This is a genomic window from Williamsia sp. Y721 (assembly GCF_059683565.1).
On the sequence record NZ_JCASNH010000002.1, the window covers coordinates 423,191 to 446,658 of the forward strand.

At 64.1% G+C, this 23,468-nt stretch carries 21 protein-coding genes; 12 read left to right on the forward strand and 9 right to left on the reverse strand.

Annotation, left to right across the window (positions count from 1 at the left end; all coding sequences use genetic code 11):
- Positions 1 to 21 precede the first annotated feature (21 nt).
- The 4 genes from AC56PL_RS10690 (at position 22) to AC56PL_RS10705 (ending at position 4,081) form a co-directional block, all read left to right on the forward strand.
- A complete protein-coding gene (locus tag AC56PL_RS10690; protein WP_497153802.1) occupies positions 22 to 771 on the forward strand; it encodes a maleylpyruvate isomerase family mycothiol-dependent enzyme in 750 nt (249 codons plus the stop codon).
- A gap of 144 nt (positions 772 to 915) precedes the next feature.
- The gene (locus AC56PL_RS10695) at positions 916 to 1,749 is read left to right on the forward strand and encodes a polyphosphate polymerase domain-containing protein (protein WP_497153803.1); all 834 of its coding nucleotides are present in this window, start codon (positions 916 to 918) and stop codon (positions 1,747 to 1,749) included.
- Positions 1,746 to 2,423 (forward strand): DUF4956 domain-containing protein, encoded by a 678-nt coding sequence (locus AC56PL_RS10700; protein WP_495513677.1) that lies wholly within the window; start codon positions 1,746 to 1,748, stop codon positions 2,421 to 2,423. The genes AC56PL_RS10695 and AC56PL_RS10700 overlap by 4 nt, the downstream gene beginning before the upstream one ends.
- Positions 2,423 to 4,081 carry a CotH kinase family protein gene (locus AC56PL_RS10705; RefSeq protein WP_497153804.1) on the forward strand — a complete coding sequence of 553 codons (1,659 nt, stop codon included), beginning with the start codon at positions 2,423 to 2,425 and terminating at the stop codon, positions 4,079 to 4,081. The genes AC56PL_RS10700 and AC56PL_RS10705 overlap by 1 nt, the downstream gene beginning before the upstream one ends.
- Positions 4,082 to 4,122: 41 nt before the next feature.
- Here the strand turns inward: AC56PL_RS10705 and AC56PL_RS10710 are convergent, their stop codons facing one another.
- Genes AC56PL_RS10710 through AC56PL_RS10720 form a run of 3 tightly spaced genes read right to left on the reverse strand, consistent with a single transcriptional unit; the run spans position 4,123 to position 8,665 of the window.
- A complete protein-coding gene (locus tag AC56PL_RS10710; protein ID WP_497153805.1) occupies positions 4,123 to 5,091 on the reverse strand; it encodes an antibiotic biosynthesis monooxygenase in 969 nt (322 codons plus the stop codon).
- 32 nt (positions 5,092 to 5,123) lie between these two features.
- Entirely contained in the window at positions 5,124 to 7,844 is a 2,721-nt protein-coding gene (locus AC56PL_RS10715) for a molybdopterin-dependent oxidoreductase (protein ID WP_497153806.1), read from the reverse strand.
- Positions 7,841 to 8,665 (reverse strand): FAD binding domain-containing protein, encoded by an 825-nt coding sequence (locus AC56PL_RS10720; RefSeq protein ID WP_497153807.1) that lies wholly within the window; start codon positions 8,663 to 8,665, stop codon positions 7,841 to 7,843. Before AC56PL_RS10720 ends, AC56PL_RS10715 begins: the two co-directional genes overlap by 4 nt.
- Before the next feature lie 274 nt (positions 8,666 to 8,939).
- On the opposite strand from AC56PL_RS10720, the gene AC56PL_RS10725 reads away from it, so the two are divergent.
- The 5 genes from AC56PL_RS10725 (at position 8,940) to AC56PL_RS10745 (ending at position 13,709) form a co-directional block, all read left to right on the forward strand.
- Positions 8,940 to 9,401, forward strand: coding sequence for an SgcJ/EcaC family oxidoreductase (locus tag AC56PL_RS10725; protein WP_497153808.1), 462 nt, complete (start codon positions 8,940 to 8,942; stop codon positions 9,399 to 9,401).
- A 117-nt stretch (positions 9,402 to 9,518) separates the two neighbouring features.
- Positions 9,519 to 9,923, forward strand: coding sequence for a hypothetical protein (locus AC56PL_RS10730; protein WP_497153809.1), 405 nt, complete (start codon positions 9,519 to 9,521; stop codon positions 9,921 to 9,923).
- Between the two features lie 30 nt (positions 9,924 to 9,953).
- Entirely contained in the window at positions 9,954 to 10,334 is a 381-nt protein-coding gene (locus tag AC56PL_RS10735; RefSeq protein WP_497153810.1) for a hypothetical protein, read from the forward strand.
- Between the two features lie 134 nt (positions 10,335 to 10,468).
- Entirely contained in the window at positions 10,469 to 12,541 is a 2,073-nt protein-coding gene (locus tag AC56PL_RS10740) for an Hsp70 family protein (RefSeq protein ID WP_497153811.1), read from the forward strand.
- 184 nt (positions 12,542 to 12,725) lie between these two features.
- The gene (locus AC56PL_RS10745) at positions 12,726 to 13,709 is read left to right on the forward strand and encodes an FUSC family protein (RefSeq protein ID WP_497153812.1); all 984 of its coding nucleotides are present in this window, start codon (positions 12,726 to 12,728) and stop codon (positions 13,707 to 13,709) included.
- On the opposite strand, the gene thiD is transcribed toward AC56PL_RS10745, so the two are convergent.
- From thiD to AC56PL_RS10760, 3 genes are all read right to left on the reverse strand, one after another.
- Positions 13,692 to 14,504: a bifunctional hydroxymethylpyrimidine kinase/phosphomethylpyrimidine kinase gene (thiD, locus tag AC56PL_RS10750; RefSeq protein WP_495513687.1), complete on the reverse strand. Its 813-nt coding sequence runs from the start codon at positions 14,502 to 14,504 to the stop codon at positions 13,692 to 13,694. The two genes, AC56PL_RS10745 and thiD, sit on opposite strands and share 18 nt — an antisense overlap.
- Positions 14,505 to 14,573: 69 nt before the next feature.
- A complete protein-coding gene (locus tag AC56PL_RS10755) occupies positions 14,574 to 15,833 on the reverse strand; it encodes an APC family permease (RefSeq protein WP_497153813.1) in 1,260 nt (419 codons plus the stop codon).
- A gap of 77 nt (positions 15,834 to 15,910) precedes the next feature.
- A complete protein-coding gene (locus AC56PL_RS10760; RefSeq protein ID WP_497153814.1) occupies positions 15,911 to 17,545 on the reverse strand; it encodes a SpoIID/LytB domain-containing protein in 1,635 nt (544 codons plus the stop codon).
- 270 nt (positions 17,546 to 17,815) lie between these two features.
- Here AC56PL_RS10760 and AC56PL_RS10765 point away from each other — a divergent pair, with 270 nt between their 5' ends.
- A complete protein-coding gene (locus tag AC56PL_RS10765; RefSeq protein WP_497153815.1) occupies positions 17,816 to 19,870 on the forward strand; it encodes an N-acetylmuramoyl-L-alanine amidase in 2,055 nt (684 codons plus the stop codon).
- Positions 19,871 to 19,954: 84 nt separating this feature from the next.
- Here the strand turns inward: AC56PL_RS10765 and AC56PL_RS10770 are convergent, their stop codons facing one another.
- Positions 19,955 to 20,785, reverse strand: a complete 831-nt coding sequence (locus AC56PL_RS10770) for an HAD family hydrolase (protein WP_497153816.1) — start codon at positions 20,783 to 20,785, stop codon at positions 19,955 to 19,957.
- Between the two features lies 1 nt (position 20,786).
- Positions 20,787 to 21,545, reverse strand: a complete 759-nt coding sequence (locus AC56PL_RS10775; RefSeq protein WP_497153817.1) for a lysophospholipid acyltransferase family protein — start codon at positions 21,543 to 21,545, stop codon at positions 20,787 to 20,789.
- Between the two features lie 199 nt (positions 21,546 to 21,744).
- On the opposite strand from AC56PL_RS10775, the gene AC56PL_RS10780 reads away from it, so the two are divergent.
- Together AC56PL_RS10780 and AC56PL_RS10785 are read left to right on the forward strand one after the other, a co-directional pair.
- Entirely contained in the window at positions 21,745 to 22,173 is a 429-nt protein-coding gene (locus AC56PL_RS10780; RefSeq protein WP_495513693.1) for an anti-sigma factor antagonist, read from the forward strand.
- Positions 22,174 to 22,220: 47 nt separating this feature from the next.
- Entirely contained in the window at positions 22,221 to 22,670 is a 450-nt protein-coding gene (locus AC56PL_RS10785) for an ATP-binding protein (RefSeq protein WP_495513694.1), read from the forward strand.
- Here AC56PL_RS10785 and AC56PL_RS10790 read toward each other — a convergent pair.
- Entirely contained in the window at positions 22,658 to 23,428 is a 771-nt protein-coding gene (locus AC56PL_RS10790) for a 1-acyl-sn-glycerol-3-phosphate acyltransferase (RefSeq protein WP_495513695.1), read from the reverse strand. The genes AC56PL_RS10785 and AC56PL_RS10790 overlap by 13 nt on opposite strands.
- Positions 23,429 to 23,468 lie beyond the last annotated feature (40 nt).

Sequence of the window (23,468 nt, forward strand, 5' to 3'; positions counted from 1 at the left end):
CGGAAGCGGTACTGTCCGAGAATGGACTACTCCGATGCGCTTGTGGAAGAGAACCGCCTGTTCGGCGAACTGATCCGGCAGGCAGATCCGGCCCATCCAGTGCCGACGTGTCCGGAATGGACCGTCCAGCAACTGTTTCGCCATGTCGGCCGCGGCGATCGATGGGCCGCTGCGATCGTCGCCGAACGACGCGAGCAACCACTCGATCCGCGATCGGTCAGCGGGGGAAAGCCGCCAGCCGATCCGGATCAGGCGATCGACTGGCTGCACGACGGAGCCCAGAAGTTGATCGACGCCGTCTCGGTGACCGGCCCGGACACCCCGGTCTGGACTTTCCTCGGCCCCCGTCCGTCAGCGTGGTGGATCCGCCGCCGTCTCCACGAGGCGACGGTCCACCGGGCCGATGCCGCTTTGTCACTGGGTCTTCCCTACGAGCTGAGCCCAGCTCTTGCCGCCGATGGAATATCCGAATGGCTCGACCTCCTGGCCCAGTCGGGTTCTGGCAGGCCCGCCCCACTCGACGCCGGGACCACCCTGCACCTGCACGCCTTCGAAGACAGCCTCGGCAGCGCCGGTGAATGGTCGATCAGCCGCGGTGACGATGCGATCATCTGGGACAACAGCCATACCAAGGCCGGGGCCGCAGCACGCGGACGCGCGATGGATCTCTTGCTGGCATTGACTCGTCGCCTATCGGCTGCCGAAGCAAACGTCGAGGTCCTTGGCGATCAGCAGATCTGGGAGACCTGGCTCGAGCGCACCGCGTTCTGAATTCGCCGCGGGGACAATTGATCCTTCATTGACAGGAAACTGACAGGAATCTACAGACCTTCCCTCAAGGTTCATCAGTTCTACTGCTCTGGTTCGCCTGGAGTTCATCCCGGCGTACCGGAACGGAAGAGGTGACGAACCGGGGTGAGTACCCAGGGATATCAGCAAACAGCGAGCAGATTGCATGCGTTCAATCGCTACGAGATCAAATACTTCGTCGACGAGCTGAAGGTTCCAGAGCTGCGCGAAGAACTCTCCGCCCGCATGGACTCCGATCCGTACTCACCCGTAGGCGGGTACCCGGTGACGTCGTTGTACTACGACACCCCGGATCTGCGGTTCTACTGGGAGAAGATCGAGGGACTGAAGTTCCGGCGCAAAGTGCGTATGCGCCTCTATGGGGATCCGACACAGTGCACCGACACCACCGAGGTGCATGTCGAGATCAAGCAACGCGTCAACAGGGTCACCCAGAAGCGCCGGATCTCGATGCCGTACGGCACCGCACTGCGATGGTTGAACGAGCGCCAAGACATCGAGTGCGACCCCGCACAACGACCATTTGTCAACGAGGTCACCACGTTGATCGGCAATCTCGACCTGCGGCCGATCGTCACCACCGGATACCTGCGTGAAGCATTCGTCGGCAACGACGCAGACCTCGGGCTCCGAGTGACGATCGACCACAAGGTCCACGGCCGTGACCGCGATTTCGACTTCGCCTGCGCTTCGGAAAACAAGTTCACCATTCCACCCAAACTGGCGGTCGTGGAACTCAAGGCGAACGAACGTGTGCCCTACTGGGCCACCGATCTCACCGCCCGGCTGAACATGTCGGTCATCCGCGTGTCGAAGTACTGCCAATCCATCGAAGCATTCGGGATGGCTCCGCGATCCCAGATGGGTGCAGCAGAACTTGTTGTGCCACAACAATCCAAGAGCTGTGCGAGTATGACCGATTTGAGGAAGAGTTTGTGAATATCGATCTGCAAGATCTCAGTGGAACGTTCAACACGTTTGACATCATCTGCTCATTGGCGTTGTCGTTTGTGCTGTCGGCGACGGTGGCCTGGGTCTACCGCTACACCCACAAGAACGTCTCGTACAGCCAGTCATTTGTGCAGACACTGGTGATGTGCGGCATGATCATCGCCCTCATCATGCTGGTTGTCGGCTCCAACATCGCGCGCGCATTCGCTCTGGTCGGAGCACTGTCGGTGGTCCGATTCCGCAACGCCGTCAAGGAAACCCGAGACGTGGGATTCATTTTCCTTGTGATGGCGATCGGTATGTGCACCGGAACCCGCTTCTACCTTCTCGCCATCGCGGCAACCGTGGCGATCTGCCTCGTGCTCGTGATCATGTACAAGTTCAACTGGTACAAGCTCGACGTCCAGCGCCAGGTGGTCAAGGTCCAGGTTCCGCCGGAGCAGGAGTACGCGAAACTGATCGAAGACGTGATGATCAGCTATTGCCTCGAATTCGAGTTGGTGTCAACGGAATCCACCAGAGCCGGCGCCCTCAATGAGCTGTACTACACCGCGCGCTTGAAGAAGGGGAAGCAGCCGGCCGAGCTCATCGCCGCACTGAGGGACGTCAACTCCGGCCAACGAGTCACCGTTCTGACCGGATACGACCAGACGGATATCTGATGGCCGACGATCCGGATCTGGCGGTCCCTGAGCCCGGTCAGACCAAAAAGAGGCTGCGCCACCATATTCCGGTCAGCTGGCGCCAGCACTGGCAGATCGTGGCGATCTTCGTGGTGTTCGTGGTCGTGATGGCAACGGTGTTCGGCACCACCCGGATCCGTCCGTACATCACCGGCGATCCAGCGGTCATTGCTTCGGAGATCACCGAGAACATCACCGGCACAGTTGATCTGTTCGACGACTCGGTGGACCACGAGGTGTCCATCGACATCACCGACGCCGAGTATCAGGACATGATCACCGCGTACCGCGATGACGGCGAGAAGAAGTGGATCAATGCGACGGTGACGATCGACGGCACCGTGGTCTCGGATGCCTCGGTACGCCTCAAGGGCAACTCCACATTGATGGGTCTACGTGTAGACGGCGACCGGCAGGACCCCGGCGGCGAGGGTGCCGAAGCTCCCCCTGGCATGGAACTTCCCGAAGGCTTCGAGCCACCGGAAGGCATGGAACTTCCCGAGGGCATGCAGCCACCTGCCGATGGGCAACCGGGCGGCGGCATGGGCGGCATGATGGGCGGCGCCATGGGTTCCGTCAGCGCAGATGATCCCAGCTCACTTCCGCTGCTGATCAGTTTCGACGAGAACGCCAAAGGGCGTGCCTACCAGGGGCTCACGGAGATCTCCGTACGTCCGGGATCACCCGTCATCAACGAGGCGATGGCCCTGTCACTGACCGCAGAGACCGGACAGGCATCGCAGCGTTACGCCTACAGTGTCTACCGCATCAACGGCAGTGAGACGTCTACGCGGCTGCTGCTCGAACATCCTGCCTCCGCTTACGCCGACACCCTCTTCGACTCCCCCGGCTATCTGTACAAGGCCGACGCGAACTCGAAGATGGCGTACGTCGACGATGACCAGGCCTCGTACACCAGCCAGTTCAAGTTGCTCAACGCATCGGGAACCGGTGACGTACAGCCGATCATCAACTTTCTGCGATGGCTCGATGGTGCCGACGACAAAGAGTTCGACGAGCACCTCGGTGACTGGGTGGACGTCGATTCGTTTGCGCGGTACGTGGCCACCCAGAACCTGCTGGTCAACTCGGACGACATGAGCGGGCCGGGCCAGAACTACTACCTCTGGTACGACCTGGAAACCGAGAAGATCACGGTTGTCGCGTGGGACCTCAACCTGGCCATGAACGGTCAGACCACCGCAGGTCCCGACGACACCGTGTCAATGGGTGGCGGCGGTGGCGGGGGCGCCCGACCGGGAGCAACCGCGACGGACGGGCAGATGCAGCAACGCCCGGCCAACACCGGCATCCGGCAGGCAGCGCCTGCGGGCCAGGACAACACCCGACCCGACACCAGAGGTCAGATCGGTCCCGGTGGTGGAGGTATGGGCGGCGGCAACCCGCTCAAGACCCGGTTCCTCGCGTCGGATGCGTTCACCGAGGTCTATGAGTCCGCGTACTGGGATCTGTACGACCTGATCTATGGCAGTGGTCTGGCCGAGGATCAACTCGACGCCCTGGCGGAGTCCATTCCCACCAGCGACGGATTGACCGCGCAGGATCTGACGGCCGGCATCGACAGCATGCGGACCTGGATCACGGCCCGGAACGACGACTTGGCTGCGCTCAGATGATTCCGACTTCGCGTTCGCACAGTGGGGCGGAAGGAGCCACCTCAGGGCAGGGACCAGAACACCACCGTGACCAGGTAGAAGACCACCACCCACAATGTCGTCACGGCGGCGACTATGCCCCAGCCCCACGAATTGGTCCATCGGGCAGTGCGTTCCGGCCGCGGCCAGAGCCATACCTTCAGCAGTTTGTTCACGTAATAGGGCATTGTGAAATAGCTCATCAGGAAGCTCGAGATGAGGTTGCCGATCAGCAGCCCGAGCCACAACGGCATCTCGAGCGGTGACAACGCCAGCGACAAGAGCACCACTGTCGGATACAGACCCACCCACACCGCGATGGAGGTCTTGAACCCCGACGGCGGCGGCGCCTCAATCCCCTTGTCGTCAAAGGCAAACCAGCTGCCGAAGGAATTGTCGATGGTCCGCAGTTCGAAATCACTGAACCGCTCACCCTCCGCCAACAACTCGCGGCGCTCGGCGGAGGTCAGCCAGGCATCGAGGTCTGCGGCGTTGTCGTAGCGGTACAGCGCGGTCCATTCGTCCTGCAGGCCTTCGATCGGCCGGAACAACTCGGATCCACGGAACCCGTCGAACTTCGTCTCGGCTTCCTTCAGACGGCCCTGCCAGGCCAAGAAGTCGTCCACCAGTTCAGGTTTGACCCGATGGGTCACGACAACCGTCACCAACGGGTCCGCGGCCTGGGCGCCGCCGCTGATCACCTGTTGGGTGGCGGGCCCGTCGACGTGGTCGCGTCCGCGATCTGAGAGTTCCTGGCGGGTCGCACTGTTGATCCAGGCCTGCAGATTGGCGACAGAGTCGAAGCGGTAGATGACCACCCAATCCGGCTGAACGTCGGTGGGCTGGGAAACTTCGGCTGCGACGAACCCCGGATAGAGCGAGGCCGCGGCATTCATACTGTCCTGCCAGATCGAGTACGCCGATTCAGCTCCGGGCCGTACCTTCTGGCCGATGATGACCGTCGCGACGGTGTTGATCGTTTCGGCGCTCATCGCCATCTCCTATTGGGTTTGTCGAACACGGATCAGGCCGGCGCGACATTTGTTCGGGAAGCACCGAGACGGTGGAAGATCCGGTCCGGGGTGAGCGGAAGCTCTCGGTACCGGACGCCGGTCGCGTCGTAGACAGCATTGGCCAGCGCCGGAGCCACCGGGTTGATGCAGCACTCCGCCATACCCTTGGACCGCATCGGGCCAACCGAGTCGTGTGACTCCACCAAGATCACCTCGGTACGCGGCACATCGGCAAACGTGGGGATGCGGTAGTTGCGCAGGTTCGGGTTCATCATCGTGCCGGTCTCGTCGACGTGGTAATCCTCGGTGAGCACAAATCCGAGCCCCTGTGCCACACCGCCTTCCACCTGACCGCGAACCTGGGCCGGGTTGATCACCACGCCCGGATCAGCCGCCTGCACGCTGTACAGGATGCGGATCTCGCCGGTGATCCGGTGAACTGCAACCCGGAATCCGTGGGTGTTCGACGTGACGCTGCGCGGTGATCCGTACGCCTTTCGGGCCTCGGTGAACTTGATCCCGCGGCGCGCTCCGGCCGCGACGATCTCGGCAAGCGTCAGTCGGGTGCCACCACAGAGAACGCCGTCGTCGTCCATCGAGCAGTTGGCGAGCGGTTCACCGGCGTGCGATGCCGCGAATGCCAGGATCCGGTCCCGAAGTGCATTGGATGCGTTCAGCACTGCGTTGCCTGCGACAAAGAGGCCGGCACTGGCGAATGCGCCGGTGTCGAAACCGGTGCGGTCCGTGTCAGATTGGACGAGTCGTACCCGTGAGGGTGTGGTGCCCAACTGGTTTGCGCAGATCTGGACGTGCGCGGTCGAGGTACCCTCACCGAACTCGACCGTTCCGACGGCCAACTCGTAGACCAGGTCGTCACCCAGGGTCGCCCAGGCCTCCGAGATGTGTTCGGTCGGCGGCGCGGTCTCATGGACCGAGCTCGCGGTGCCGACCCCGATCAGCCAATCATCACCGAGCGATACACCATTGTTGTTGCGCGCCAGCGCCGCATCGACCAGATCGATACATTCACCAAGGCCGTCTTCACTGAACATCACATCGTCGGGACCGTCTTCGAACGCGATGAGGGCATCGCCCGGACGGATGATGTTGCGGCGCCGCACGTCCATCGGATCCATGTCCAACAGGACCGCCAGCTCGTTCATCGCGGATTCGACAGCGAAAGCCGGCTGAGTCATCCCGTACCCGCGCAGCGCACCACTGGGCACCGTGTTGGTGTAGACCGAATAGGCATCGTATTTCTTGTTGGCGCAACGGTATAGCATCACCGCGGCGCTGCCCGCGAACAACGTCTCACCACCGTGATTGCCGTATGCACCGGTGTTCGAGACGTTGCGGACCTGGAATGCGGTGAGCGTCCCATCCGCCTTGGCACCGAGTTTGACCGTCAGCTTCATCGGGTGGCGCGGGGAGGCCGTGGTGAACTCTTCGGTCCTGGTGTATTCCAGCGAGACCGGCGCACCGGTGTCCATCGTCGCCAATGACACCAGATCCTCGGCGATCACCTCCTGTTTGCCACCGAAGCCGCCACCGACCCGTTTGCAGAACACGCGCAGCTGGTCAGGGCGCAGATCGAACAGATGTGCAAGCTTGACCTTGGCGATGGACGGTGATTGCGAACTCGTGCGGACATTCAGCCGCCCCTCCTCCATCCACGCAATCGATCCGTGGGTCTCCAGATGCGCGTGCTGCACCCGGGGCGAGGCGTACGTCCCCTCGTGGATCACATCGGCCGCGGCGAACCCGGCCTCGACATCACCGACGTGCCCGTGGATCTCGAGCAGGATGTTGTGTTCCGGGTCCTGAACGAAGGGGTCGGACGAATCGTGCAGCGCCGGCGCACCCGGCGACATCGCATCCTCCGGATCGAAAACCGCAGGCAGCAAATCGTATTCGACCACCACCTGACGGCAACCCTCCTCGGCCGCGCCGATGGACTCGGCGAGTACGGCCACCACCCGTTGCCCCACAAACCGGACAACGTTGTCGAGGATGTAGGTGTCATCCGGATCGACGAGGTGGTCGGTGTGGATGGCGGTGGTGAACAGTTTCCGGGGGACGTCCTCCCACGTGTACACCCGGTGCACGCCGGGCACGGCAAGGGCCGCGGTCTTGTCGATGGACACGATCCGGGCATGAGCGTGGGGCGAATGGAGCACCTTGAGATGCAGCATTCCCTCCATCGCGACATCCATCGTGTATTCGGCGCGGCCGGTGACGATGTCCACGGTCGCCGGTGCCCCCACGCTGGTTCCGACGGCCTGGCCCGGCTTTGCTTCCTCGATCTCCGAGACGCCGTTGACGGCGTCTTCGATCGCCCGATAACCCGTGCAGCGGCAGAGGTTTCCCTTCAGGGCTCGCGGCAGATCCTGTTTCTGTGCATCGGTGAACGTCGCTGCCGTCATGATCATGCCCGCCGTACAGAAGCCGCACTGAAAACCCGGTGCCGCACAGAAGTTCTTCTGCATCGGATGGAGGTCTTCGGGAGTGCCAAGGCCCTCGATGGTGGTGACCTCGCGGCCGTCGGCCCGGAATGCCGGTGTTATGCAGCTGTGGATCGGATTGCCGTCGAGCCAGACGGTGCAGGCACCGCAGTCACCGCCGTCGCAACCTTTCTTTACTCCATGATGACCTAGATCGCGCATGAAAGTACGTAGGCACTGACCCGGGTCTGGCTGTTGCTCAAAGGGTTTGCCGTTCACCGTGTACGTCATGCCACACCGCCTGCCAGTTCGATCCGGATCTCTTCGGCGAAGTGGTTCGCCAGGTGTCGCCGATGATCGGGCTTCCCGTTCGGGTCGTCGAACCAGAGCTCGCTCGGCAGCGCATCGATGGCGGCGCGCAAGGCGACGGCGTCGGGGAGCGTGTCGAACGCCAGCCGGACCGGCCTGGTGGTTCCGGCGGTGATCGTCAGCAGCAGATCTGTGGTGCCCGGTGTCTGGGTCCCGACCATGAAGATCGTGGATCGGCCCATCTTGGTCAGGGTGAACCGGCGGACGGCATACCGTTTACGCAACGCCTGCGCCGGAATCGCGATGCGGCGCAGTATCTCGCCGGATGCCAGTACGTTCTCATGGTTTCCGGTGACGAACTCGGCCGCATCGACCGTCCGCTCACTGCCGTCGGCTGCCCACAGGGTGTAGGTGGCCTCCAGCGCAACGGTCATCGTGATCATCGGGCCTGCCGGCAGGGACATGACTATGTTGCCGCCGACTGTTGCCGCGTTCCAGACCTTGAACGACGACAAGAACGCTTCACAGCTGGTGGCCAGCAGCGGGCCGGCCACCCAACCACCCGGGGGCACAAAGGCATACAGATCGCGAATCGTGCACGTGGCGCCGATCTGCAGGCCGTCGGCATCGGACACGAGCGGCTCCCAGCCCAACGAGGTGAGATCAACAAGCCGACGCAGATGTGGCTGATCGTCGGAGAACAACCACGTGCCACCGGCAAGCCAGGCATCGCCTGCGCGCCAGATCTCCCCAGGTCGCTGCGGTGGGCGCCGGACAACGTCGGTGACAGTGTTGATGTCCATGTAAGGACTCCCTCTGGGCAGGCGATGCGCAGGGATGCCTTTGCGCCGGTGCAAATGTACGCGACCAGCAACTCCGATGTGCACCAAAGAACATTTCCGACTGCTTGTGGATCATCAAGTGCCCGTTACGGATACGCGGGTTTTGTCGCCTGACGTCGTCCCAGCTCATCCGTTCGCACTACACGCGTTCCACAGGCCTTCGAGAAAACGATCCGAATCACGGGCTGACGTCGCGGCTTGACTTAAAGCACACTTGAACTCGTAGCGTCATCGTATGACTGAATCGAATCCACCTATGGACACCACCCGGCCGACTCTGCACCGAGCCGACGACAGCGACGGGGTCGCTGCCGCGGTTGCACTTCTGGCAGATCGGCTACAAAGCGCATCGAATGCCGATCAATACGACTCGCTGTTCGCCTCAGATGTGCTCTGGGGAAGCCCGAAGGGCCAGGTACTCCAGGGATACTCACTTCTCAACACGATTCATCGGTCCATGATGGACGGCAAGGTCGCCGCAGTACCGACGTCCGAGTTTCAGGTGGTTCAGAGCATTTCCCCTGCACCCGGGGTGGTGGTGACACACATCCGGAGGCAGGCGTTGTCCGCGGGTGGAGAGCCCGACGCCACCGGATTTTCGGAGATGGCCATGTATGTACTGGTGAACAAGGACGACCAGTGGTGGCTCGCGGCCGGCCAGAACACCCCTGTCAGCGATGTACTTCCGAACCAGTAGATCGATACCCGGAAACCTCTTTCATATCCACCGGAACATTCGGCGCGTTCGGACTCTCCTATCAACAACACCGCAAGCGAGACCATCGCGAGCACCCCCACCAACAAGGAGAATCCGATGTCCGACAACAGCATGCCCGAGATCAGCGAAGATGCCACCGTCCTGGAGGTCTTCGACGTCGACAACGACGGCGTGACCGAATCCGCCCTCGTGGACGTCGACGGCGATGGCGTCGGCGACGTCATGGTGCAGGACTACGACCAGGACGGCACCGCAGAGACCCTTGCCTTCGACACCGACGGCGACCAGCACTTCGAAACCGCGGTCTCCGACTCCGACCAGGACGGAATCGCCGACACCGTGTTCCTCGACGAGAACGCCGACGGCGAACACGACATCGCATTCGTCGACGACGACCAGGACGGCGAGGTGGACAGCGCCTACGTCCACGAAACCGGCACCGACGAGTGGACCGAAATCGATCCCGACAGCGTCGAGACCCCCGACACGAGCGCCCTCTGAGCCGGCGACAACCAGCATCAAAGGAACCCCATGTCTGATTCCACCCGAGCGGATTCGCCGCAGACCTCACCCCAGAGCAACGGTCCGGCCGCCGAGTATCCGCAGGACGATCCGCAGATCGTCGGATACGCGGACTTCGACGGTGACGGTTATGAAGAATCTGCGCTCGTCGACACCGACGGCGACGGGATCGACGACACGATCGTCCAGGATTTCACCGGTGATGGGATCGTCGACACCATCGCCCACGACATCGACGGCGACGGGTTCAGCGAGACCAGCGCATCCGACCTCGACCAGGACGGAACCGTCGACACCTACTACACCGATGTCGACGAAGACGGCGTGCACGATTTCGCGGTCTCCGATCTCGACCAGAACGGCATACCGGACGGCTTCACCATCCTGTAGCAGGCACTGCCTCAACCGTCATCTGGCAGTACGACATTCACCCACCGGACAATCGGCTGCCGCCAACGCGTAGATGCCTTACGTTGGCGGTGGCCGACTCCGATGGCCAACTCACTTCGAAAGGAACCACCCCGATGTCGAACCAATGGTGGCTGGCAATCGACTTCGGTACGTCCAATACCGCCGCGGCCGGATATGAACCCGGTTCAGGTGCGCCCGCGGTGGTGCCGCTCTCCCACAACAGCGACATCATGTCGTCGTCGGTATACGCGGATTCGTACCGCAATGTGCTGGTCGGCGAAGCCGCCGTCAACCAGGCCTCAGGCAATCCCGCCGCGTTCATCACACACCCCAAACGGCACATCAATGCCGGCACGGTTCCGGTCGGCAATCTTGATCTACCACTGGAGAACCTCATCGCCGCCGTGCTGAATTCGGCCATGAATCGGGCGGTGGAACGCCGCGGCGGGACCCGGCCCAGCCGATTGATCCTCACGCACCCCGTGGCCTGGTCACCCGAGGAGATCGATGTCCTGACCCTCGCGGCCGAGTTGATCGGATTCGACCGTTCTGCGGTCACCCTGATCTCCGAACCTCGCGCCGCGATCGCGCACTACACCCGGGCCATCCCTGCAGGAGAAGCCGCGGGCAAGACGATTGCGGTGCTCGACTACGGGGGCGGCACATGCGATGTCGCCGTTGTCGAGATCGGCGATGCGACGTCCACACCCGGTTCTATCGACCTGATCGCGCACGACGGCAGCAACGGCCTCGGCGGCAAGAACCTCGATGCCATGATCCGGCGGTGGGTCGACAAACAACTCACCTCACGCGCACCCGAACTCCTGGAGTACCTGCGGACCGAGGCAAACCTGTCGACCAAACGCGCCGTCGACGACAACATCCGACGCGCCAAGGAGCTGCTGTCGGAATCGCCGCGCGCGGTCATCAACATCAGCGCAGGCGGCCGCGAGGCCATCCTCGAGCTGACGCGCGGTGAGTTCGAACAGCTCATCGCCGCCAACGTCGACTCGGTTGTCGACCTCACCCGGCGGACACTGGCTCGCGCAGGCGCCGGCGGTGACGTCCAGATCTATCTGACGGGCGGCTCCTCACGGGTGCCACTGGTCCAGCAGCGTCTCGGTGAACTCGGCACGGTGGCAACACTCGACAACCCGAAGACCGTGGTCGCACTCGGCGCGCTCGAAGCTCTCGTCGCCGAGTCGGATCCCGCCGGTTCCGCGGCCGCACCGTTCCCGGCGCCACCGATCGTCGGTGTTGCTTTGTCCAAACCCGCAACCCCGGAAACGACGTCCGGTCCACCGGCGCCACCTGCGGGTCCACCGCCACCGAGTGCACCGGGTTGGGGCACACCGAGTTGGGGCTCGCCCGAGGCACCGGCACCGGGTGGCGGATATGTGCCAACCGCGCAATACAGCACGAATGCCCAATACGGTTCGGACCCCCAGTACAGCTCGGACCCCCCGTACGGTTCGAACCCCCCGCCGGGTTATGCCGCCGCCTACGGCCCGCCGCCAGAGCAGCCGGGCCCCAACCCGAACCGCAAGCGCAATCTCACGATCGGTGCGATCGCAGCGGTTGTTGTTGTGCTGGTCGCTGCCATTCTCGGAGTGGCCATCGCCAGTTCCGGCGGGGACAACGACCCCAAGGCCGGGCCGGTGAGTTCGTCGACCACATCGACGTCGACCTCCACCACGACCAAAACCTCCACCACCACCAAACGCCCGGAACCCACGACGAACCCATCGGCAACACCTGGCGCCCTCGACGCAGACGACCAGGGTCTGGTCGACGCCAACCCGGATCTGTTCGACGCCGACACCTGCCAGGCGATGGACCGTCCGGACTATGCCATTGCCGCGATCATCTGTGCGCCGGCCAGTGGCGTACTCACCGAGGGCACCACGGGCGCCCCACCGAGTGCCATCGCCCTGTTCGACGCAGGCACCTCGGACATCAAGACCATCGCCGACGCCGCGTATGCCGAGAGCAACACCTCCGAGTTGTTCACCCAGACAATCGACGGCGACCCGGTGTACGCCTACTTCGACACCTTCGACGACAACACCGTTGCGTACATCATCTACTCGGAAGTCAACGGGACCATCACGTGGTGGGTCACGGACAGCACCGATCAGGAAGCATTCGCCGCATGGTTGCGCTCGGCCCAGATCTGCCTGTGCTGAACTGATTTCGTTCGGCGGGCTCACCGATGGGGTTTCGGTCGATCCAGCTATCCGCCACGGATATCACGACGATGGTTCCACAGCCAGAGCGTGTGCATGACCGAATCCTGCTAGCGTTTCGAAAGGCACATCGGGCCGACCCGCGGGTACCGAGCCGGACCAGCTGCGAAAGGCGTTGTGGCCCATGCCCGAGAAACCGCTCTTCGCCTGGAGCGGCGCCAGGGCTGCCCTTGGCGCGGTGGCCGCCTTGCCCGCTGTTGTGGTCGCGTTCTCGGACCTCGCCGCGGCCGCGGCACTCGGCGTGGGTGTTTTGCCCGCCGCCGTGGTCGGGATCCCACCACGACGCAGGCAACGCCTCGTTCTGCTGATCTCGGGTCTGCTCATCGGCGTACCGATGATGGCCGGTTCGTTGGTGGCCCCGTACCCAGTGGTTGCGGTCCCGGTGATCTTCGGCCTCGCGCTGGGCGCGGTGCTCCTGGCCGGTGTCGCCCGGTTCGCCCGGCTCGGCCTACTGCTGATGACACTGGCGGTACCGATGGTCGGCGTCGGCCTCAGTTACGACAGCATCGGTGAATCAGGAAGACTGACAGCGCTTTTCCTCGCCGGTTCCGCCTATGTCTGGCTGGTCTGCCTGGTGCTTCCGCAGCGGGAACCCGAGGCCCGGGACGCACCACCCGAAGGACCGGGGATGGCATACGGGCTGCGATTGGGTGCAGCCGGAGCGGTCGCGGCCGCGATCGGTTTTGCGCTCGACTTCGACCATGTCGGATGGGCCTGCGCCGCAGCGCTGATGGTGATGCGTCCGGCCCGGGGCGTTCAGATCTCCCGCATGGTCGGACGCCTGGCGTCGGTGATCACCGGCGGCGCACTGGCCGTACTGCTGATCGAAACCTCGCCACCCACGGTCGTTTACGCCGTCGCCTTCGCACTGGCGCTCACACTGGCGGCTGCCACCGCGGGCTCGAGGTTCTACATCCTGCCCGCGTTCACGACATTCTTTGTGATCATGCTGCTGGGATACTCCAATCCCGACAGCGCACCTTCCCGGATGTTCGAACGGATCGGCGAAACCGCACTCGGCGTGGCGATCGCGCTGTTCTTCGGGATCATGCTGCCGGCATTGATGATTCGGGCACCCGAGCGCAACCGATCACGCGATCCCGATTGATGGCTGGGGCATGTTCGTCTCGATCCGGCCCAAGATCCCGGCCCTGGTGAACTCCTTGGCCACCCGAACCGCGTCCAGCACGTCCGCACCCTTGGCGAGTTCGGCCGTGATCGCGGCAGCGAATGTGCAGCCGGCACCGGCAACTCGCTGCTCCCCGATCTTCGGGGCCCGGAACTCCGTGAAATCGACACCGTCGTAGACGATGTCGACAGCATCGGTGCCCGGCAGATCCATTCCGCCCTTGACCACGACGTATCGGGGTCCGAGGTCGGCGATACGCCGAGCTGCCTCTTTGAGGTCCTCCACACTCTCGATGCTCTCCATCCCGGCAAGGGTGCGCGCCTCGAAGAGATTCGGTGTGACAACCGTGGCCAGGGGGAGGATCTCGCTGCGAAGACCGTTGTCCGTGTCGAGGGCAGCGCCCGGTTCTTGCCCTTTGCAGATCAGGACCGGATCGACCACGATGTGCCGCCAGGTCTGCTTCGCGAGCGCGTCGGCGACCACGGCGATCGTCTGCGGCGTACCGAGCATGCCGATCTTCACCACATCGAGATCGTGCGCACTGGTGGCAGCTTCGATCTGATCGGCGATGACCTCGGGATCCACCGCGACGAAGCGATGCGCCCAGCCGGACTTCGGGTCGAACGAGACGATGCACGTGATGGTCCCGACGCCGTACGTCCCGAGTTGCCGGAAGGTACGCAGATCAGCCTGCAGCCCGGCACCGCCGGTGGCCTCTGACCCCGCGATCACGTACGAAATATGCGGCGCCGTTCCGTCAGCTTCTGGACGCATGGGGTCATCTCCTTGTTCTTGGTACGGGGACCATTGTCCCAGCTGCCCCAACTCGCGATGACTCCGCCGTCAACGGGCGGTCACACGTCGCAATCCGTAGACCGCCGCGCCACACGCCAGAACCACAAGCCCGGCAATCATCGACGCGGCCGGTAGTGACGCCGCCAGGACAACACATCCAACCAGGCCGAGCACGGGTACCACCCGCGGCGGCCTGCCCTCGTCCTTCCGCAGAGTTGCCGCGGAGAGGTTGGCGATCGCGTAGTAGATCAAGACCGCGAACGACGAAAACCCTATCGCCTCACGTAGATCCGCGGTCGCGGCCAGGACGGCCACCACCAGCCCGATCACCAGTTCGGCGCGGTAGGGCACACCCGTCGACGCGTGGACCGCGGCCAACGGATGCGGTAGGTGTCGATCACGGGCCATCGCCATGCTCGTCCGCGAAACACCGAGCAGAACCGCGAGCATCGACCCGAGGGCAGCCACCACCGCTCCGACCCGGACCACCGGTTCGAGCCCTGGGGCACCGGCCGCCGCCACCGCGTCGACCAGCGGCGCGGCCGACCCGGCCATGATGTCGGCGCCCAGAACACTGAGCACCGCCACCGCGACCACCAGATAGACGAGCAAGGTGATCCCCAGCGCCAGCGGGATCGCCCGCGGAATGGTCCGGGCGGGATCGCGCACCTCCTCGCCGAGCGTGGCGATCCGGGCGTATCCCGCGAACGCGAAGAACAGCAGGCCGGCAGCCTGGAGAACACCGGTGACGGTGATATCGGTGAACGGGTCGAGCCGATCGGCTTGCGAGGCCTCCGATGACAGGGCGGTGACCACCACGGCCGCCAGAACAGCCAGAACCACCGCCACGATCAGCCGCGTGACCAGCGCCGACTTCGTCACACCCAGACAATTCACGGCGGTCAGGAGCACGACGGCCGCGACCGCGACGGCATGGGCGTACTGCGGCCACAGATAGAGCCCGACCGTCAGCGCCATGGCGGCACACGATGCGGTCTTCCCGACCACGAAACCCCAGCCCGCGAGGTAACCCCAGAAAGCGCCGAGCCTTTCGCGGCCGTAGACGTACGTCCCACCCGACACCGGGTAGAGGGCGGCGAGCCGTGCCGACGATGTCGCATTGCAGTAGGCGACGACCGCGGCGATCGCCAAACCGATGAGCAGCCCGGATCCTGCCGCCGCGGCGGCCGGTGCCAATGCGGCGAAAATACCGGCGCCGATCATCGATCCGAGCCCGATTGCCACGGCGTCGAATACGCCAAGTCTGCGATGAAGTTGCCCGGCGGCGGCCGGACCTGGTTCGCTCACGCGCTCAGTATCCCCGGCTGGGCCGAAACCCGCCCGATCTGCAGGCCCCGAGGGAGCATTGCCCTCGGGAATTCACATCACGGGGATGGAGTTGGGGCGAATCCTGCGGCAAGGGCGCTCAACGCATCCTCGACCGGTAGTCCCAAGACGGTTTCGCCGCCCTTGAGCAGGTAATCGACAAGGGCCACGCCGGCCAGCGCGTGCGCGCCGTGTTCCGGGCTGAAGAACACTGCCCCGTTCTGGAACCGCTGCACCGCACCGGTTCCCGTGACAGTGGGTTCGACCGGTCCGAGGGCTGCGCCGAGTAGTCCTGCGGGACCGCCCAATTCGGAAAACTTCGTCCCGATGGCGGCCTCTGCCAATGCCAGCAACTGACCGAGCAGTTCGTCGGTGCCGGTGGAGGAGTCAGGGGTTCCCGGTGTGCCCGGGGATGTCGGAAGCGTCGGGATGCCGGGTATCGCCGGTGCGGCCGGAGCGGTGCCGACACCCGAGGGCGGTGCGATGATCGCAGGCGGGTTCGCCTGACCCTGCACGGAGAAGAACGATGACTTCAGTTGAAGTCTGGTGCGAACCTCCTGCGCGGGTACGTCGACGGAGCCTGCGGTACCGCTGATCCGGATGGTGGCGGCCCGGCCGGACTCTGCGCCCATGCCGTAGGCCTCGATCACGTCGAAGCCGGTCAGGGATCCGACGCCGAATTCGTCTGCGATGCTCGCCGAACTGACCGAGGCGGTCCATTCGTGGTGCGGTGAGATCGCGTCACCCTCGTCGATCACGGCCGGGAAGTCACGTCCGTCGGTCGCGCCGCCGGTGGAGGAGGAGAATTCGGTGAACGCCGGTTTTCCGTCCTTGAGCAGGATTTCTCCGGCGGTGGCGTCGACCGCGATGTTGGAGCGGGGGTCTTCGGCGTCGAATCCGCCGTAGACCTGAGAGTTCATGGTGTCGTCGATCGGTTTGCTGATGTCCATCGAGGCCAGTGCATAGGTACGGGCGGCGACGGCCTGCGCCTTGAGTGCCTCGGCGCCCCCCTCATCGGCCCAGGCCACGATGCTCTCTTCGGGCACAACACCTTTGACGTAGTCATCGAGCGGAACCACGTTGATCACGTTGCCGCCGTCAAAACCGAGCGAGCCACGGAAGGTCTGATCGGAGCCACACATCCGGAGCAGTTCCGGTAGCGGGCGTCCCGGGCCCGGGGTGATCGGTGAGACCAGGGACCGTGGAAGTTCGACGGATTGAACCACTGGACCGCCGCAGCCGGTGGTGATGGCGGCGGTGGAACCCGACAGACTCACGGCCTGCCCAGGTGCCACCGCCACATCACCAACCCTCATTCCGGCGTCCGCGAAGACATTGACCGACGACTCGCCTGTGAGAATTACCGAGACGTCGACGTTGTCCACCTTCCCCGCGGTGGTGCCGCCGTAATAGTGACCCAAGATCTGAGTCGAGGTCCAACCCTGTTTGGCATAACCAAACGCGCCCCACTGGCCCATGCCGCGGCCGTGCCCGTTTCCGTGCCCGACCAGCGTCACCTCGCCACCGACCGCAAGCGAAACATCTGCTTCGACAACCCGCGGAACCACCCATCCGGCGGCTCCGACGGCAATCAACAGGGCCACCCCGGCCACTGCAGGCCGCCGCAACCGGGCACCGTACGCAGCCCGGCCCCCAATGGGTCGAGTGGTGTACAGGCCTGGGATACGCGGCATGGCTGTCCCTTCACAACAGTTCCGCCCACTGCGGCTTCACACACACGCATGAGCACGCAATGTGACTAGTGGGACTGAAGTGACAGTAGTTGCTATTTCCGAGCCACAAAAGTCACAGGACATAACAACAGCATCACGAGTTTCACGCCACGCCGGGCGAGGTCGTGGACTTCGGGCCTTACAAAAGACACGATTTGCCGGTCTAACAAGTCGAAGGGGAAGTCGACGTTGCGCAGGACGCCCGCTTTGGCGTGCCCTCACACGTCGGTGATGACCAGCTCGACCAGTGCGACAAACAAGGAGAACTACGTGCGCTATCGCCGCCCCAAACCCTCGATCGTCCTGGGCACTGTTGCCGCCGTCGTCGTCGCAAGCCCGGTCGCCATCCTGGTCGGGGGCAGTGCACCGAACCTCGCTGTTGATCCCAGTGATGCGCCAACCGCCCAGTCGATCACCCCGACGACCATCAACCAGGTCAGCCTGAACGACGTCCCGACGCTTGTTCTCAACCTGGTGAAGTCAGGTCTGGCAGATGTGGGTGTGACACTCCCTCCGATCGACATCTCCGGGATCGACCTACCCGACATCCCGCTGGAGATCCCGACCGGATTGATCCCGAGCGACCTCCTCCCGTCGACCACCGCCCCCGCCACCACCGTCCCGGAGTCCACGGTTCCGGGGACAACCACTCCTTCTGGCGGCGCACCGGCCGAACCCGCCGCACCCGAGGGTGCACTGGTCAAAGAGATCAGCCAGGACACCCCCTTCTCGATGGTCGGACTGACCTGGGACGGACTGGCCGACACCACCGCGTACATCCGCGCCAAGGCGCCCGACGGGTCGTGGGGCCCGTGGCTCTCGGCCGACAAGATCGACGGCGTCAGCGACAAGGACCCGAACAAGCAAGGCACCGAACCGGTTTGGATCGGCAAGGCGAACGTCATCCAGATCGCCGTCACCAACGGCGGCGTTGCCGTTCCGGGCAGCTCGCCTGCCGACCCCGCTGCCGGAACCCAATCGTCGACGACCTCCACGTTCACCACACCTCCGGTACCGCAGCGCACCGACACCTCGATCCCGACATCGACAGTCGCTCCCGGCGAGATCGCGCCCCGCGTGTTCACGCCCAAGGACCAGCCGTTGCTGACCACCACCGGTGCACCCCAACAGGATCTGATGCAGGCCCTGTCATCGATCAGTGCCGCACTGATCTCGCCCGGGACGAGCGCGCCTGCCGCAGAAGGTCAAGCACCTGTCGCAGAGGTCATACCTCCTGCCGCACCGGCACTTCCCGGTGTCCCGCAGGTGATCTCCCGCGCCCAGTGGGGTGCCGATGAATCGCTGCGCTGCTCGGAGCCGACATACGACGCCACGTTGGCGGACACGGTCGTTCACCACACGGCCGGCTCGAACGACTACACCCCAGAGCAGTCCGCCGAGATCGTCCGCGGCATCTACGCCTACCACGCGCAGACGCTGGGCTGGTGCGACATCGGATACAACGTGCTCGTCGACAAGTACGGCCAGACCTTCGAGGGCACGGCCGGTGGACTCGACAAAAACGTCCAGGGCGTCCACACCGGCGGGTTCAACGAGGACACCATGGGCCTGGCGATGATGGGCAACCTCAACGAGGTCCAGCCGAGCGCCGAGATGATCAACGCGGCCGGAACCTTCCTCGGATGGAAGCTGCGGCTCGCCGGACTCGATCCGAACGGACAGAGTTCGCTGGTCTCCATCGGATTCCCGGGTGGCCTGTACGCCGCCGGTGAGACGGCAACGGTGTCGATGATCAGTGGTCACCGCGACTTCTACAGCACCGATTGCCCCGGCCAGTTCGGCTACGACGCACTGCCGCAGATCCGCGCGATCGCCGCGGGCAACGGCCAGTTGCCGACCGCCAATCCGCAGGTCCTGTCCACCACCGACACCGGCGCCATCGCCCAGCAGTGGATGGCAACCGGCGGTCCCTCCGGCGAGCTCGGCAACGCGACAACCGTCGAGCAGACCACCCCTGACGGCACCGCCAAGTACGTCGACTTCGAGAACGGCAAGATCTACTGGTCCGAGGCCACCGGCGCACAGGTGATCCAGGGCGCGATCGAGACGGCTTGGGCGGCACTGGGATTCGAGACCGGATCCCTGGGCCTGCCGACGTCGGGCGAAACCTCCGGACCGCAGGGCATCAGCCAGTCGTTCCAGGGCGGAACGTTGATCTTCAACCTGATCACCGGCATCGTCGAGGTGCTGCGCATCTACATCGACGAGTTCAACAACAGCTACAACCAGCAGCGCGACCTGGCGACGACCGCACCGCCTGCCTGATCCTGAAAATCCGCGCCATCTGCCTTCATGCGCGCCGGTTGCAACCGGCGCGTACGCAGGCAGGCGGCGCGGATTTCTTTTAGGTCAGAACCAGCGGGCCAGAACCTGGCCAACGCCGCCGACGTTGTTGTCGGGGGCGATCTCGTCGGCCGCGTCGATGGCGGCCTGATGTCCGTCTGCCATCGCGAAGCCTCGTGTCGCCCAACGCAACATCTCGATGTCGTTGGGCATGTCACCAAACGCCACCGATGCGTCGACCGGCAGACCACGTAGGCGGGCGAGCACCTGAAGGCCACTGGCCTTGCTGACCCCGGGCGCCGCGAGTTCGATCAAGCCGTTGTCGGTGGAGTACGTGACGTCTGCGAGATCGCCGACGACCGCGGCCATCCGGCGGGCCATCTCATCGCTGGTCATCTCCGGACGGCGCACCAGCAGCTTCACCGCTTCCTGCGACAGCACATCGGCTTCACTCATCTCGATGTGATCCGGGTTGAGCCAGGCGTGCTGGTAACCCGACGTCGCCACGAACGGTGGGGTCGCGGCGTCGTGGGCGCTCTTGCCGACCCTCTCCACCGCCAGTCCGCATCCGGGGATCTGTTGGTACGCAAAATCGGCCAGCTTCTCGAGCACGGATGCACCCAGGGTTTGCGAATGCAGGATGCGGTCGGTCGCGACGTCATAGACGATCGCACCGTTGGCGCACACCGCATACGGTTCGACGTCGAGTTGGTCGGTGATCTCGGCGATCCATCGGGGCGGACGTCCGGTGGCGATCACGAAGGTGGCACCGGTGGCGGTCGCCTTGTTGATCATCGTGCGCACCAATTCGGGCACCAGGTTGTTGTCGTCGATGAGCGTGCCATCGACATCGCTGGCGATCAGTGTGGGCGGACCTACGAACTCCGGGGGCGGCATTTCATCCATTTTGCCTTTTCGCCAACCGCGCGGCAGCGTCGGCCATGTCCATCGCCTCGGCCTCCTCCAGCGTCGGGGCGCTCCCGCCGAGGCGGGCCGGAACCCAATACGCCCCGGCCGGGTGGTCGCCATACCGCTCCTGAACCTCGAGCAGCATGCCCTGCATGGTCTGCTTCAGCGTGGTGATCAGCGCGTCAGTGGTCGCGGTACCGACCACCGGCGGCGCAATCGGGTCCCCGAACGCGACGACGACCGGAATCCTGGTGCGTCCCAGATTGCGCGGACCGCCCTTGGTCGCGATGCGTTGGGCTCCCCAGACGATCACCGGCACGATCGGAGCCTGCGCATCGATCGACATCCGCGCCGCACCCGACTTGAATCCCTTGATCTCGAAACTCCGACTGATCGTCGCCTCGGGATAGACGCCGACCACTTCCCCACTGCGAAGGGTTTGCACCGCGATCTCGTAGGCCTGGGCGCCCGCGGATCGATCAACCGACACCGTCTTGGTGTGTTTGATCAGAAAACGCATGATGGCGATCTTCTCCATCTCCGACTTGATCATGAATCGCACGCGCCTGCCGCGACGGTGAACACCCAGCGCAGCAGGCAGGAAGTCGAGATAGCCCGTGTGATTGATCGCCAACACCACCCCACCGCGGGTGGGCAGCTTGTCCAGGTCGACGAACTCGAGCTTCAATCCCTGCGCCCTGACCAGCGTCTTCGCGGTCATTTCGAGCGCTCGGAATACCGGTTCCATGGCGGACAGCCTAATTCAGCGTCGCGAAGGCGCAGTTCGATTTCCGCGACGTCGCGCACCTGGCCTTCCGCGTGTCCAGCACCACAGCGTCATCCCCACCCGGGACTGCGGCGCGGCCAACATCAACTGTGCAAATATTGACGAGGTCGGTTCAGGAGGAGCCGCCACGTTCATCTGACACACGGCACAAGGGGTTTCGATGGACTCGATCGACAAACAGTCGAATCACACTCGTGAAGACAACGATCTACCCGCCGGCACCGGACTGACCATCGCCGCCGACCGCCATGGCGGGCTGGTTGTACTGACCGTGCGCGGCAGTATCGACGTACTGACCGTCCCGCAGTTGTCCGACGCCGTCAGCGAAGCGATCAGCGGGGTCCCCACCGGACTCATCATCGACATCTCGGCCGTCGACTTCCTGTCGTCGGCAGGCATGACGGCACTGGTCACGGCGCACGAGAACATCGCACCGACCGGACGCCTGGCCGTGGTGGCCGACGGACCTGCCACTGCCCGGCCCATGCACCTGGTCGGGCTGGATCAGACCGTCACCATGTACGCCACGGTGGACGAAGCTGTCGCTCAATTGGGTGAAGAACGCCGCTCCGACCCCTACACCGCATAAAACCCAATCCCCCTGGGTAACACCGAAGGGTGGATGGCGACCGAACCATGACGAACCTGCCGATCGAGAACCCACAGCTCGCGTTCACCGACGTGACTGCCGATCCCGCATCGGCTACTCGGCTTCGGCAACACCTGGCGAGCTGGCTGCAGGACGAGGTCCCCGAGGCCAACCACCACGCCGACGCCATCACCCTTGCTGTGTACGAAGCCCTGGCCAACGCCGTGGAACACGCATATGCGCATCTGGCCGGACCGGGGACGATGAACTTGCGCGCCACCTATGACCGGTATGACTACCTTCTCAGCGTCACCGTTCAAGACCACGGCCATTGGCAAGAGGCCAAGGCATCGTCCTTCGCGGGGTTACGTGGACGAGGCATCCCGTTGATGCAGGCGCTCTCCGATCACCCGCGCATCAACCCGACCGCGTTCGGCACCACCGTCATCCTGGAATGGAACGTCGGTCGTGATTCTCCGAGACCTCAGCCGCCGTGACCGGCTTCAGACCGCGCGGCACGTTTGGCAGCCTTCTCGGCCTGCTCATCGGCGTCCATCTGATTCGCTTCCGCCAGCGTCGGCGCACCGCCGCCCAGACGCGCCGGAACCCAGAACTCGCCCTGCGGATGCGGGCCGTACGACTCCTGCAGTTCCAGCAACAGCTCGCCCATCACCCTGTGCAACTCTGCGGTGACCGCGGCCGGATCACCGCTTGCGTCGACGGGCTTGCCAACCCCGATCGAGATGGGGATGTTGGTCCGGCCCAGCCGCTTGGGATGGCCCTTGGTCCACACCCGCTGGGCACCCCAGATCACGGTCGGAACGATCGGCACGCCTGCCTCGTGTGCCATCCGGGCCGCACCCGACTTGAGCGCCTTGATCTCGAAACTGCGGCTGATGGTGGCCTCGGGATACACACCAACGAGTTCGCCGGACCGCAAGTAGTCGACCGCGGCCCGATAGCTTTCGGCGCCTGCGCCACGATCAACCGGGATGTGCCGGAGGCTGCGCATGATCGGTCCGCTGATCTTGTTGTCGAAGACCTCTTTTTTGGCCATGAATCGGACCTTGCGTTTGCCCGCCAGAAAAGCGGGCAGCCCGGCGTACGTGAAGTCGAGGTAGCCGGTGTGGTTGATCGCGATCACCGCACCGCCGGTTTTCGGTACATTCTCGACTCCGGTTACCGTGAACGTCAGCCCTTCGGCCGCCCACAGCGAACGGGCCAGGGCGATGACTGTGTCGTAGACCGGTTCCATTCCGCGAGCTTAGCGTTGGCTGGCAGGTGGCCATCCCCAT